We start from the raw sequence: 13,441 nt of genomic DNA on the forward strand, positions 1-13,441 counted from the left end.
CATTTTTAAAAACAATGAGCTTAAACTTAGAAGGTATCTTCTACGAGGAGAAAGACATTCCCGCAGAATTTACGCTCGACGAACAGGTCGATCAAAGAGAGTTCCTTTCCAATGGAGAAATGATTTCTTGGACGGGTCAAGTAAACGAAGTTTTTTCACCTATTTGTGTGAAGACTAAGGATGGCTTGAAACGTAAGCGCATCGGTAGTTTCCCTGTTTGTACAGAAAAAGAGTCCATGGAAGCCTTAGACGCTGCTGTAAAAGCATACGACAATGGCCGTGGAGAATGGCCGACAATGAGCGTTGCCGATCGTATTACTTGTGTTGAAAATTTCACACAAAAGATGATTGCCAAGAAGGACATTGTCGTCAAGCTTATTATGTGGGAAATTGGCAAATCCTACGCTGACTCCGTGAAAGAATTTGATCGTACGGTAGAATACATCTATGCGACGATCGATGCACTGAAAGATATAGACCGCGATTCTTCACGTTTTCAAATCGAACAGGGTATCGTTGCCCAAATCCGAAGATCTCCATTAGGAGTCGTACTCTGTATGGGGCCATTCAATTATCCGTTGAATGAGACCTTTACGACATTGATTCCCGCATTGATCATGGGGAATACCATGTTATTCAAACCACCTAAACATGGTACATTATTACACTATCCTTTATTAGAAGCTTTTAAAACAAGTTTCCCAAAAGGTGTTGTCAATACGATCTATGGCCGTGGCAATAAAATTGTCCCTAGTCTAATGCAATCGGGAAAGATCAATGTATTAACGCTAATCGGTTCAAGCCGTGTAGCTGACGAACTTAAAAAATTGCATCCAAAAGTGAATCGCCTCCGTGCAATTCTTGGTTTGGACGCAAAAAATGCAGCAATCATTACCAAAGATGCAGATTTAAATCTAGCAGTTTCTGAAACAGTATTGGGTTCACTTTCATTCAATGGTCAACGTTGCACGGCACTTAAAATTATCTATGTGCACCGTAGCTTGGCACAAGAGTTCCTGAAACGTCTCTCTGCTGAAGTTGCTAAATTGAAATATGGAATGCCATGGGAAAAGGGAGTATCTTTGACTCCGCTTCCTGAAGTCAATAAACCGGCATATTTGACTGAATGCATTGAAGATGCAAAAGCATACGGTGCGAAAGTAGTGAATGAGAACGGTGGCCAAGTCGCTGAATCATTCTTCTATCCGGCGATTGTTTATCCTGTCAATTCACAGATGAAACTTTATAGAGAGGAGCAGTTTGGCCCGGTTATCCCAGTCGTTCCTTTTGATGACCTGGAAGAACCTATCGAATACTTAATCGGATCTTCGCATGGACAACAGGTAAGTATTTTCAGCAATAATGCAGCTGTTGTTTCATCGCTTATTGATCCACTGGTCAATCAAGTGAGCCGTGTAAACATCAATTGTCAATGCCAACGCGGCCCGGATACTTTCCCTTTCACAGGTAGAAAGGACAGTGCTGAAGGAACGTTGTCAGTAGTCGATGCCTTGCGTTCATTCTCCATACGTTCTTTAGTAGCGACAAAATTCACTGAGGAAAACAAAAAACTATTAAATGACATCGTAAGTGAAAATGAATCAAATTTCTTAAGCACGAAATATATCTTCTAGTATACGGATGATACAAAAAAGCGACATCGAGATTATCGATGTCGCTTTTTTGTATTCATTTTTTCAGAAATTCTTCAAATACTTTTCATATCCACTGCATCTTTTTACGACAGCCGTCCCTCTGTCAATCAAATTGATTTGAGTCTATGCTTCTTCCTGATTTTATAACGTCCTAAAGTTACTTCAGAATCAGATTGTCTTGAATAGGTAACTGTAAATCGCGAATCCCCTCGGCAACGAGCCTTGCCACTTCTTTAGCACCAAAAGTATTCAGATGCGTATCATCTTTCTTTCCCTGTGGATAATTCTTTTCACCGCTGTTCACATGCAAAAACAATTTCTTACTGTCCTCCACTCCGTAGGACATGACAAGTTTTGTTGTCTTATCCTCCATGTCAATCAAAGGAGTTTGCATATCCCTAGCAACCCTACGGATAATTGCAGGATATGCTCCATGGGTTTTCACGAGCACGTCATTTTCAAATTTACGCCGTACTATCGGTGTCAAAAGAATCGGAGTACCGCCCTTCTCTCTTGTTTGATTGATATAGAAAATCAAATTCTGTTCGAACTCTTCCAACGAAGTTCCCACAGCAGGTTTATGGATCTTTTCATCATTATGTCCAAACTGAATGAACACATAATCTCCTAGACGAAGGTTTTCAAAAATAGGCTTCCAATGATTTACAGCACTTCCATCTTTGCCCACATCATGTTTAAAGGATTTGGAACTACGCCCATTTAATGCACGGTTATCGACCTTCACCTGTTGATTGAACATCTTTGCAAAGGCCATTCCCCAACCAGTTTCTGGAAAGGTATGGCTGTCTTTATCCGCAGCTGTAGAGTCGCCAATTATATAGATTGTGCGGACTTGTTCTCGCTGTAAAGCCAAGAGAAAAATTATCATCACACAGCCCGAAATAAGTGTACCGATTTTTTTCATATTTTTAGGTATTTAAATAAAATGATTAAATTACTTTTGCACGAACTGCATGGATATTTATTTGGTTATCCTATAATCAAGTTTACAAAGTATATTTCACTTGTTAATGCCAGTATCATTAATAAAGTTGTGCAAACGTTATCGGCAACGTTTGCACAGGGGATTTAATTAGGTTTTGTAATTTTTTTTGATTAATATTATAGTCTATTTTGCCGATTATGAAATTCGAAAACTATACAATCAAAGACATTGCTAAAGCGCTTAATTTATCAACTTCTACCATCTCCAGAGCATTAAGAGATAGTTATGAAATAAGTCCTGAAACAAAAAAAGTTGTATTGGAATATGCCGAAAAAATCAATTATCGTGCTAATCCCATTGCGAGGAGCTTAAAGGAACGTCGAAGCCACTCCATTGGTATTATTGTGAGTGAAATAGCCAATAATTTCTTCTCCCAAGTCATCAACGGCGTCGAATCTATTGCTTATGACAAAAATTTTCAGATCATTATTTCACAGACACATGAGTCTTCGGAAAGGGAACGGCTTAATGTGGAGTACCTAACATCCAGAGGCATAGATGGCCTACTGATTGCATTGTCTTCAGAAACCGAGGACATTTCCTATCTCCATCAATTAAAAGAACGTGGATTTCCAATTGTATTTTTTGATCGAATCCCAAAACAGTTTAACACGTACAAGGTCGTGGTCAACAATCAGCAAGGGGCCTACGATGCGACCCAGCATCTTATAAAACTCGGAAACAAGAAAATCGCGCATCTGACAAGCTCAAAATCCTTGTCCATAACAAGAGATCGCTTAGAAGGATATAAAAAGGCATTACTGGCAAATCATATCGATTTTGCCCCGAATCTTGTCAAATATTCTCAATATGGGGGTCTGCATTTAGACGAAATTGAAAAAGCGATCGAAGAGCTTATCCAAATTGGTTTTGATGCCATTTTTATCTCTGGAGACAAATTGACCACGGGATACCTTCATGTTACAAAAAAAAGAAATTTCGGCGCCGCTAGCAATATCGCTATTGCCGGATTTACAAATTCTAATGTTGTCGAACTATTTTCGTCCAAAGTCACAGCAATCAGACAACCTGCTTTCGAAATGGGGAAAATTGCTACCGAACTGCTGATCAAACTGATAGAAGCCAAATATCCTATTACAGAATTTGAAACCCGTGTATTACCCACCGAACTGATTACCAATGATTAAATAAAAAGCCGTAAAAACAAGATATTCTTACGGCTTTATACAATTACTTAACGAACAGTAATTATTGCGCTCTTTCTTTCTCTTCGTTGCTTGTATCTTTCTTACGGTAATTATTTTTAAGGTTACCAAATTTGTATGAATAGGTCAGCCGTATAACCCGACGATCTTGACGTTGCCTGATCTGAGAATCAAATTGACCAAAAGTAGTGACCAGGTTTTGATTGCCAGTATTGAATAGATCACTCACCGCCAATTTTAAGGAACTACGCTGATCTTTAAATGTTTTGGTCGCTCCCACTTCCATGTCCCATCTTCCCTCTAAGTCATACACACTGTATTTAAAAGGTGAAAAATAGCGTAAATTAACATTAGCCGTAAGACTCTTACTTAATTTTAGATTATGCATGGAATTCGCTTGAAGGAGAAATGATTTCCTTTTGATCGGAATGCCTGAAATCATACCATCAAAATCAAAGTAGATTCCAGTGATATTATTATTCATGCTCCAGATCTTCAATACCGTAATGGGAATATTTAGATTTAAATAAGAGGTTAAATTCCGACCTAAATTCTCCCGCACAACCCAAGTCTTATCTCTGACGGAGTCCTGTCCCATGCTTTCTACAATTGCGTCTTTCACATCATTGACACCCAATGTCACATTATAACGCTGCAACAAGGTATAATTCAATGTGAATTCATTGGAAAATTGGGGATTTAGATAAGGATTTCCGCGCTCAAAAGTCAACTTGTCAATATAATAATCAAATGGATTCAGTTGACGATAATTAGGACGGGTCACTTTTCTGGTGTAACCTATAGACAATATATGATTCTCATTTAGCGAATAGGTCAAATTAGCGTTGGGGAAAAGTTGAAAATAATCACGTTTCACACGCTTGCTCTTTGTTAATGAGTTTCCATCTGACATCGTATACTCTCCCCGCACACCAGCTTTTAAACTCCATTTTCCAATGCTTGTATTATAATCGAGATAGCCCGCCACTATTTGCTCCTTATAGACAAAATGATTTGTACGTGTCGTATCATTTATCCAGGAGCTATTCTGTAGGGAGTCTTTCTGCAACATTTCAAAAAGCAGATCATTATCAGACTTTACATTCGAATATTTCCCCCCCATCTCAAGCTTGGATTTTTTTGATAAGGGATGTTCGTAATCGAACTTTGCAACATAGATATCGATACCGATTGGCATTCCACTGCGTTCATTTTCCAACGGGGAAACTGGCTTCATACCGGCATCAAAATATTCATTGCGATAGGTGACACGTTTATTGCTCCTAAATTTGCTCCAGTCCAAATCAACAGTCAGTTTCCGTCCATTGGAATCTATCTTAAACTCATTATTCAGATTAGCGGAGTAGCGGTCAAACAATTCTTTGAAAGAGGACGATGAGCTTAATATCGTATCATAAGCGGATACGGTAGTACCTATATTCGTCCTACTGTCATTGTCATTGTATTCGGTATTATTTGACCCATTGAATTGCAGTGTTAATGTATTTCTTGAAGATGTCTTTTGTTCAACGCCAAAACGGTAGGAATGATTGCGTTCATCTTCATCCAATATTGATTTTTGATTGAAATATTTCTTTTTACCATCATTCTGTATAACCCGGTCTATATACAGCTTACGGTAAGACTTTTCATCCGAATAAGCATAGGAACCAAACAGTGTTGTATTATTCTTTTTGTAATTTAATGAAAGGGAACTATTTCCCTTGAATTTTTCACCGCTTCCTGCCGTCAGGTTAAAGGTCCCGTTAAATCCTTCCATACGATTCTTCTTAAGGACGATGTTGATCGTTCCTACAGCCCCTTCAGCATCATCCTTAGCGGATCGTGTCGTAATCACTTCAACGGATTTAATCTGATTACCATCCGTGCTTTTTAAAAAGCTCAAAAGTTGCTCACCGGACATATAGGTTTGTCGTCCATCAATGGTAACGGCCACCCCCGATTGTCCCATCAATTGCAAATTATTGTTGTTGTCCAAGCTAACACCGGGCGCACGCTGCACGATATCCAGTGCATTGTTGCCGGCAGCCAATGGAGAATTCTCTACATTTAGGATCAACTTACCGGGCTTACTCTCGACCATAGGACGTTTACCTTCCACGGTAACTTCCTCTAATTTTCTGTTATCCGCGATCAACTCGATCACAGCAGGAGAGTAATCGGACTTATCGATAGCAAAAGAGCTACTTCGGTTTGAAGTATATCCCACCATCTTTGCTTCAACGAGATAATTTCCGGGCCCCACGTCCGTGAATTGATATTCTCCGTACTCATTGGTGACTACCGCCTTTAAGACAACAGCAGAATTAGCTTTCATTAGGTAGGCCGTTGCTAAAGGCAGCGGCAAATGATCTGCCGAGTGCACTTTCCCAGTAACTTTCACTTGCGCATGGGCAAAGGAGACAATTAAAAAATTTACCAGTAAGAAGTAAAAATATTTTTTCATTATTAGGATAATCTTGTTTAACGTAATGAAACTTCAAAAGGGCCATCGTCATCTTGTTACAAGTTGACCTCAGCGCTAAATGGCATCATCATGGTATTGGCTTGTATGATCTGTCTTCCGCCCGGTTGAAGCGGAAGACAGCTTATTATTTATTTTTTATTTGAACGGACACGCCATCTTTTTTCGCGTTGATGATGGTATCCCGACGGATCACAATGGAAGTATCGGCAATAACAACTTCATTACGGTCAGAATCTTCTCCCTCCTCTTCATCTGATTTTTTTGGAGGCAAAGCACATTTAACACCGAGCGAAGTCACAATAAATTCCACATCCTTGACATCCCTTAAATCTTTATTATAGCGGTCGCGGCAATCGTAAAATGAAATATCGCGCAATTTACCTTCCAAATTATCATTGATCACCAATTTTGTTCCGACAGGCAAAAACAGAGTAACATTCACTTCCTGATCACGGTAGCGTTCACCTTCGCTCAATTGGAAAGCACTGTCAAAAATCAACGCAGCAGTATCTTGCTTCAGTGCATAATTGATCTTTGCAGCTCTATCTGTAGCCATCTTATAGGTACTGCCTTTTGCAGAATATTCATAACGTACATAAGGTGCCTGCAAAGAGTCAATACGTTCTATGCGGATCCGGATATCCCGTTTCAGATAGGACGAAAGATTCTCGCTTTTTATTCCGATACCAGTTTTCACTCCATTTTTTAAACGGATAACCCGAACATCATTTTCACTTAAAAAGTATACAGGCTGTCTTTGTAAAGGTTTTTCTTCGACAATCGTACTCGACTCCCTAAATTCTTTTGCAACCGAGGTTGAATAATAGATAATGGCTCCTATAGATGCCAACCACACCAAGAAAAGTGTTGTTGTCAAATAGTTATTCATCGGTTTCTTTTCGAAGAGCACACGTAAAAGCAGGTAAAATAACCCCGCTAGCGGAATGAATATGGACAAAAAGCCCGCAATCAAGGCAAATGGCACATCACTGGGATCCATTAAATAAAACGGCCCGGAATCGTCCATCACATCAGGAATCACGTTTACAATAGCTAATGCAAAGAATATCAGCCCGATAATCAATCCGATAAGCGTTATCCCGACAAGGATGACAAAAAAGACACCGATAGCTTTCACGATGATTTGCAATAGCTTTGTCACCCCATCTCCTGTACGATCCAGTCCACGTGAAAAGGTATCTCTCACACCACTCATTTCTTCATCAAAAGAGCGCTTAAAATTTTGGATATTAGGCGCTTCACCACGCATCTCCATTTTGTCCGCTCTTGTAATCGCTGGCGGCATCACGATCCAAAGTATCACATAAACCAATAGTCCCGATCCACCGATTATGACAAAAAGTGCAAAAAGTAACCTTACCCATTTGGATTCAATTCCAAAAAAATGGCCAAGACCACTACAGACTCCACTGAAAACGCGATCGTCGGGATCCCGCATTAATTTCTTACCGACCTTAAAACCATTGGTATTCGGTTCATGCCGAAAGGAGCTATAGTCATCCTGATCTTCCGACTCAAAGTCACTAACCCTCCCCATTTGATCAATAACTGCATTTACATCTTCCATATTGAGCACCTCTTTACTGCCCGCCTGGATCTTCTCAGTAAACATCTCTGAAATACGGTTCTCAATATCCTGCAAAATCTCACGGCTGTCTTCCGACTGACCAAAATGCTTCTGTATATCAATCATGTACGACCGCAGTACCTCATAAGCATCCTCCTCAATATGGAAGACGATGCTATTTATGTTGATAATTATTGTCTTATTCATCGCTATTGTCTTTAACTGGTTTAGTTGAATCATTGTTTCTACCCACCAATGATGTGTTTACAGCAAACACCAATTCATTCCAGGTAATGTCCAATCTTGAAAGGACATCAAGTCCTTCTTGGGTAATTTCATAATATTTTCTAGGCGGACCTGAAGTCGATTCCTTCCATATATAACTCAACAAGCCATTATTTTTTAGACGTGTTAAAAGCGGATATAAGGTTCCTTCCACAACCAACAATTGAGCTTTCTTCAGTTCGCTGATAATATCGGAGGCATAAATTTCTCCTCGAGAAATTATGGATAGGATACAATATTCAAGTATCCCCTTCCTCATTTGGATTTGTGTATTTTCAGCTATCATAACAATACAAAGATATATGTATTTTATGGTACCATGCAATACATAGTACCATATAAAACAAAAAAAATATATTAACAGACTGATTATTAGGTAAATAATTTTTTAAAATTATTTACATTTCACTTCTATCAAGAAATTTTTGGATATTTATCCCCATGATTAAAATCCTACTGGACTACAAATGGTGTTTTATTTGGGCCATCATAGTCATTGTTTTATGTACGCTCCCCGGAAATAACTTTGATACAGTTCCCAGCTACCCCGGAATGGATAAACTCGTTCATGCGGGCATGTTTTTTGTTTTTTGCACACTGATGTACAACGGTGTTATCCAACAATTTAGCGGAAAACCAACACGCTGGTTACCCATCTTTATTGTCTCTTTTTTCGGTTTTCTGTTTGCAGGATTGACGGAATTACTTCAGCTTTATATTTTTACTTACCGTAGTGGTGACTTGTGGGATTTATTTGCTGATTCTGTAGGGATTGGGATGGCCGGATTTGCCTATCTGTTGAATTATGTCGACAGGAGGCACTGATTAGCGATAAACCCGGCTATCGAATAAAACTATTGGGCTCGGGCCAAGGTTACCACGGACACTTTACATCCGAGGGATTCCTGCAGCGTAATTGCGGCCGAGACAATTGTAGCACCGGTTGTCAGTACATCATCAACAAGTAAAATATGTACATCTTGTGGCATTGAAAGCTCCTTGCAGGCAAAGATGTCTTCCACATTTTCATAACGCGCTAAACGGTCCTTACCTGTTTGTGTCATTGTTGCCCGCTTACGTATCAATACGTCCTCCCATAAGGGAATATGCATCACCCGCGACAGTCCACGACCAAAATAGGCCGATTGATTATACCCTCTTTTTCGAAGCTTACTCGTATGTAATGGTATTGGAACAATAGCCGATAATCCAACGTACAGTTCGGATTGAAGGAGCTTGTGACCACACTGATAACCAAAATATTCTGCCAAAAATGGCTGGTTATTATATTTAATCTGGTAGATTAGCCGCTCTACACGACTTTCCTTTTGTAGGAGGAGAAAAGAGCAAGCCTCTTCTATAGGCGCTTTGCCCCAAAGCTGCCTAGCGGTATCGTTATCCGAATACGTATGAAAATTGGTATAAGGCAGATGATAATCACAGGCAATACAGATATATTTTTCCTGATATTTTAGCACACAGCCACAACAGGCACATTCTTTGGGAAAGAATATGGAAACAAAATCACCAAGAATATTCCGTAAATCAAATGGCATAATGCTAACTTCTTCAGCTAAAGATAGCAACAATCTTGCAAACTAAGCCTCAGCAGTCTCTTTATCCTTGTCTTTTATCGCCAATTGTCCGCATGCCGCATCAATATCCTTTCCTCGGCTTCGCCTTACATTGGTGATGATTCCCTGGCTTTTTAGGTAATTCGCGAATACGTCTATCTTGTCAGCTTCGGCATTCAGGAAGTCGGCCAGAGCAATTGGGTTATATTCAATCAAATTTACTTTACAGGGGACATGCTTACAAAATTTAGCAAGCTCCTTAGCGTCTTCCAACTCGTCATTGAAATTATTGAATACAATATATTCAAATGTTATCGGACTCTTTGTCTTGGCATAAAAGTATTTTAGCGCTTCAGCTAGTGCAGCTAAAGAGTTCTGCTCATTGATCGGCATAATCTCATTACGCTTTTTATCATTTGCCGCATGTAATGAAAGAGCAAGATTAAACCGTACCTGATCGTCTCCTAGTTTCTTGATCATTTTCGCAATACCGGCTGTTGATACAGTGATTCGTTTCGCAGCCATATTAAGGCCGTCCGGAGCGGTGATCCGCTCAACAGACTTCATCATATTGGCGTAATTCAATAGTGGCTCACCCATACCCATATAGACAATATTTGTCAAAGGCTGACCATAGTTTTCTTCAGCCTGTTTACTAATAAGTACCACTTGGTCATAAATTTCATCTGCATTAAGATTACGTTTTCGATCCATGTAACCTGTTGCACAAAATTTACAGGTCAGGCTACAGCCCACCTGCGAACTCACGCAGGCAGTCATACGCTCAGGTGCAGGAATTAATACGCCTTCTATGATATTACCGTCATAGAGCCTAAAGCTGCTTTTAATGGTTTTGTCCGAGCTGATTTGTGACTCTTTAACTTTGACTGCATTAATCGTAAAATTTTCCTTCAGCTTTTCACGCAGGGCCTTACTCAGATTACTCATTTGATCAAAATCTGTACAAGATTTTTCCCATATCCACTCATAAATCTGCTTTGCACGAAAGCCCTGTTCACCCAACGCGGTCAGTTGATCTTTGATCTGACTCAAAGACAAACTCCTGATATCTATTATTTTACTTTTTTCGATCACGGTACAAAGATAAGAATAATTAAGTGACAAAAAATCCCGTTCTAAAGAAAATAGAACGGGACAACTGTTATGTATGTGTTTTAAAATAGGTAGATTCGCTATCCATTAGCCATGTATGGCTTCTTTATTTCCGTAAGACTGGATCAGTTTACCTTCAAAATCCAACCACTCTTTCCAGCGTTTTTCCACATCGACATCTACGGAATACTTCCTTGCAAAATTCAGAAAAGTTGTATAGTGGTTCGCTTCGGAAACCATCAAATCGTAATAAAACTGAGCGAGCTCCTTGTCCTGGATATTTTGAGACAAGACCCTAAACCGCTCACAACTACGCGCTTCAATCATTGCAGCAAATAATAGTCTATCGATAAACGCCATATTGCGGCTACCGTCCTTTTTGGAAAATTTCATCAATTGACCGACATAGTCATCTTTCCGTTCACGCCCCAATGTATAGCCCCGTTCCTTAATGATGTCAATGACCATTTTGAAATGCTCCATCTCTTCAATGGCTATAGCTGTCAATTCATGAACCAAATCCTCGTGCTCTGAGTTGTTTGTGATCAAGGATATTGCATTTGAAGCAGCCTTTTGTTCACACCAGGCATGATCTGTCAAAATCTCTTCCAAATTTCCTTCCGCGATATTTGCCCATCGCGGATCTGTCAACAACTTAAGTCCAAGCATCTTACTTTCTAAAATAATTTAAAGCCAAAGGTAGTTAATATCTCTGCTTAAAAAAAATGATAATGTTTTCTTTAGCTATCTCTATTAAGTATTGACCTAATTTTAGGTGCTATTTTTTCGCCATAAATTTCAATTGACCGCAACATCTCTTTGTGTCCCGGAGCGCCAACGTCCATATGCGCGGAGAAACGTGTCAATCCAAATTTTTCATGGATTGCCAAAATTTTATCAACGGCATATTCAGCATCTCCAACAATAAGATGTCCTCTTGAAGACCTGCCAAAGTCATATTGTGTCCGTTGATAAGGTGGCCATCCGCGGCTTGCTCCAATACGATCCATCTGTGCCGAGTAAATGGGATAATAGTAGTCCGCAATCTGCCCACTGTTATCGCCAAAAAAAGCGTGCATATGAACCCCGACTTGAAATTTTGCCATATCGTGCCCATTATCTTCGTAGGCCTGACGATACATCTCGAACAAATGGTCGAAACTTTCGTACATCCCCCCAATAATCGCGAACATGACAGGTAAACCTAGTTTTCCAGCACGGATAACAGATGAAGTGGTACCTCCTACTGCAACCCAGATTGGCAAAGATCCATTCTTTGGTCGCGGAAAAATCTCCTGATTGATCAAAGGAGCTCTAAAATTGCCACGCCAGGTAACCGGATTCTGTTTATTCAACCGAAGTAGAAGTTCCAGTTTCTCCTCAAACAAATCCGCATAATCCTTTAAATCATATCCAAATAACGGAAATGACTCAATAAATGACCCCCTGCCAGCCATGAGCTCTGCCCGACCATCGGACAAGAGATCTACTGTTGCAAAATCTTGAAATAATTTGACGGGGTCTGCCGAACTCAATACGGAAACAGCGCTACCCAACTTGATGTTTTGGGTCACTGTGGCTGCCGCCGCCATTATAATCTCCGGAGCAGCAACGGCATAATCTGCCCGATGATGCTCACCGATCCCAAAGAAATCCAATCCAACCTGATCCATCAGTTTGATTTCTTCGATTATTTCTTTCATTCTATCCTGTGGCGCCTGGATCTGACCTGTACCGGGGTCTATCCTCGAGTCACCAAACATTCCTATTCCTAATTCCATGTCTCTTCTCTATTTAAAAACTAACTCAAAAATAGCGGCTCCATTTCATAATTTAGTTGATCTAGGATAAGAAAATATCAAAAAAAAGATAATGTTGTTTTAACGACCTGCTCCGCATTGCCGCTAAAACGATGTCCGCCCGAAAGATAGCTCTTATTAAAGTTTTTTAATGTAATCTTTTTTACCGGAAACTCAGCCTCATCATCTCCTAACACCACACTTGTTTTGATGCCTTCTATCCGGTTTATCTCAGCAACTACATCAAGGCTCCGTTTAGTGCTGCTTCTGCCCAAAATATCGGCAATATGTATCTCCAGATCGGTCGATACTGATGGTTCCAGTAACACAATGCTACGTACATTTTCCTTTATTAAGGGATCAATACGATTTATGATAAAAGGTACCGCATCTGCTCCAAAAGAATATCCCACAATAAACAACTGGTGGTTCTGTCGAGACAAAATCAGATTTTTGAGTGTATTTGACATATCCGCAGCGATATCCTTAGGTGTTTTCTTCTTCCAAAAATAGCTCCTGGAGTCAATCGCAGCCACAGCGTATCCAGCATCGGCAATTAACTGACATATCTTATTCGAAAAAGAATTGAAACCACCATCTCCACTTAAATAAAGCACCAGAGGCAATACTGTTTTGTTGTTCCAATATTTTATCTCGACCAAACGTTGTTGCGCAAAAGTATGAAATGCCACGCAGCCGATTATACATAAAATGGTCAATTTTTTCATCGGAATAGTATTACACGCTGGATACCGCTCAAGATGACA

Annotated in this window: 12 protein-coding genes; 3 read left to right on the top strand and 9 right to left on the bottom strand. The window is 39.8% G+C overall.

Going from position 1 to position 13,441, the window contains the following annotated elements:
- Window positions 1–14: 14 nt before the first annotated feature.
- Window positions 15–1,634 (top strand): NADP-dependent glyceraldehyde-3-phosphate dehydrogenase, encoded by a 1,620-nt coding sequence (locus D7322_RS02785; protein WP_121121060.1) that lies wholly within the window; start codon window positions 15–17, stop codon window positions 1,632–1,634.
- A gap of 178 nt (window positions 1,635–1,812) precedes the next feature.
- Here the strand turns inward: D7322_RS02785 and D7322_RS02790 are convergent, their stop codons facing one another.
- Window positions 1,813–2,580, bottom strand: a complete 768-nt coding sequence (locus D7322_RS02790; protein WP_121121062.1) for a rhamnogalacturonan acetylesterase — start codon at window positions 2,578–2,580, stop codon at window positions 1,813–1,815.
- A 218-nt stretch (window positions 2,581–2,798) separates the two neighbouring features.
- Between D7322_RS02790 and D7322_RS02795 the strand changes: the two genes are divergently transcribed.
- Window positions 2,799–3,809 carry a LacI family DNA-binding transcriptional regulator gene (locus D7322_RS02795; protein WP_121121064.1) on the top strand — a complete coding sequence of 337 codons (1,011 nt, stop codon included), beginning with the start codon at window positions 2,799–2,801 and terminating at the stop codon, window positions 3,807–3,809.
- A gap of 61 nt (window positions 3,810–3,870) precedes the next feature.
- On the opposite strand, the gene D7322_RS02800 is transcribed toward D7322_RS02795, so the two are convergent.
- From D7322_RS02800 to D7322_RS02810, 3 genes are all read right to left on the bottom strand, one after another.
- Window positions 3,871–6,294 (bottom strand): TonB-dependent receptor domain-containing protein, encoded by a 2,424-nt coding sequence (locus tag D7322_RS02800; RefSeq protein WP_121121066.1) that lies wholly within the window; start codon window positions 6,292–6,294, stop codon window positions 3,871–3,873.
- A 145-nt stretch (window positions 6,295–6,439) separates the two neighbouring features.
- Entirely contained in the window at window positions 6,440–8,110 is a 1,671-nt protein-coding gene (locus tag D7322_RS02805; RefSeq protein ID WP_121121068.1) for a PspC domain-containing protein, read from the bottom strand.
- Window positions 8,103–8,474, bottom strand: a complete 372-nt coding sequence (locus D7322_RS02810) for a PadR family transcriptional regulator (protein WP_104383543.1) — start codon at window positions 8,472–8,474, stop codon at window positions 8,103–8,105. The genes D7322_RS02805 and D7322_RS02810 overlap by 8 nt, the downstream gene beginning before the upstream one ends.
- Window positions 8,475–8,629: 155 nt before the next feature.
- On the opposite strand from D7322_RS02810, the gene D7322_RS02815 reads away from it, so the two are divergent.
- Window positions 8,630–9,013, top strand: a complete 384-nt coding sequence (locus D7322_RS02815; protein WP_121121070.1) for a VanZ family protein — start codon at window positions 8,630–8,632, stop codon at window positions 9,011–9,013.
- A gap of 29 nt (window positions 9,014–9,042) precedes the next feature.
- Here D7322_RS02815 and D7322_RS02820 read toward each other — a convergent pair whose 3' ends face one another.
- From D7322_RS02820 to D7322_RS02840, 5 genes are all read right to left on the bottom strand, one after another.
- Window positions 9,043–9,744, bottom strand: coding sequence for a ComF family protein (locus D7322_RS02820; RefSeq protein WP_121121072.1), 702 nt, complete (start codon window positions 9,742–9,744; stop codon window positions 9,043–9,045).
- 42 nt (window positions 9,745–9,786) lie between these two features.
- Entirely contained in the window at window positions 9,787–10,887 is a 1,101-nt protein-coding gene (rlmN, locus tag D7322_RS02825) for a 23S rRNA (adenine(2503)-C(2))-methyltransferase RlmN (RefSeq protein ID WP_376786660.1), read from the bottom strand.
- 75 nt (window positions 10,888–10,962) lie between these two features.
- Window positions 10,963–11,544 carry a tRNA-(ms[2]io[6]A)-hydroxylase gene (gene miaE, locus D7322_RS02830; RefSeq protein ID WP_108634623.1) on the bottom strand — a complete coding sequence of 194 codons (582 nt, stop codon included), beginning with the start codon at window positions 11,542–11,544 and terminating at the stop codon, window positions 10,963–10,965.
- A gap of 71 nt (window positions 11,545–11,615) precedes the next feature.
- Window positions 11,616–12,656 carry an Atu2307/SP_0267 family LLM class monooxygenase gene (locus D7322_RS02835; protein ID WP_121121074.1) on the bottom strand — a complete coding sequence of 347 codons (1,041 nt, stop codon included), beginning with the start codon at window positions 12,654–12,656 and terminating at the stop codon, window positions 11,616–11,618.
- A 77-nt stretch (window positions 12,657–12,733) separates the two neighbouring features.
- Window positions 12,734–13,402 (bottom strand): AcvB/VirJ family lysyl-phosphatidylglycerol hydrolase, encoded by a 669-nt coding sequence (locus D7322_RS02840; RefSeq protein WP_121121076.1) that lies wholly within the window; start codon window positions 13,400–13,402, stop codon window positions 12,734–12,736.
- Between the last annotated feature and the right edge of the window lie 39 nt (window positions 13,403–13,441).

It is taken from the genome of Sphingobacterium puteale (genome assembly GCF_003627955.1).
Lineage (GTDB): Bacteria > Bacteroidota > Bacteroidia > Sphingobacteriales > Sphingobacteriaceae > Sphingobacterium > Sphingobacterium puteale.

Bases quoted from the DNA above. Each gene is read 5' to 3' on its own strand.
- D7322_RS02785 (WP_121121060.1), top strand. From the start codon at position 15: ATGAGCTTAAACTTAGAAGGTATCTTCTACGAGGAGAAAGACATTCCC.
- D7322_RS02790 (WP_121121062.1), bottom strand. From the start codon at position 2,580: ATGAAAAAAATCGGTACACTTATTTCGGGCTGTGTGATGATAATTTTT.
- D7322_RS02795 (WP_121121064.1), top strand. From the start codon at position 2,799: ATGAAATTCGAAAACTATACAATCAAAGACATTGCTAAAGCGCTTAAT.
- D7322_RS02800 (WP_121121066.1), bottom strand. From the start codon at position 6,294: ATGAAAAAATATTTTTACTTCTTACTGGTAAATTTTTTAATTGTCTCC.
- D7322_RS02805 (WP_121121068.1), bottom strand. From the start codon at position 8,110: ATGAATAAGACAATAATTATCAACATAAATAGCATCGTCTTCCATATT.
- D7322_RS02810 (WP_104383543.1), bottom strand. From the start codon at position 8,474: ATGATAGCTGAAAATACACAAATCCAAATGAGGAAGGGGATACTTGAA.
- D7322_RS02815 (WP_121121070.1), top strand. From the start codon at position 8,630: ATGATTAAAATCCTACTGGACTACAAATGGTGTTTTATTTGGGCCATC.
- D7322_RS02820 (WP_121121072.1), bottom strand. From the start codon at position 9,744: ATGCCATTTGATTTACGGAATATTCTTGGTGATTTTGTTTCCATATTC.
- miaE (WP_108634623.1), bottom strand. From the start codon at position 11,544: ATGCTTGGACTTAAGTTGTTGACAGATCCGCGATGGGCAAATATCGCG.
- D7322_RS02835 (WP_121121074.1), bottom strand. From the start codon at position 12,656: ATGGAATTAGGAATAGGAATGTTTGGTGACTCGAGGATAGACCCCGGT.
- D7322_RS02840 (WP_121121076.1), bottom strand. From the start codon at position 13,402: ATGAAAAAATTGACCATTTTATGTATAATCGGCTGCGTGGCATTTCAT.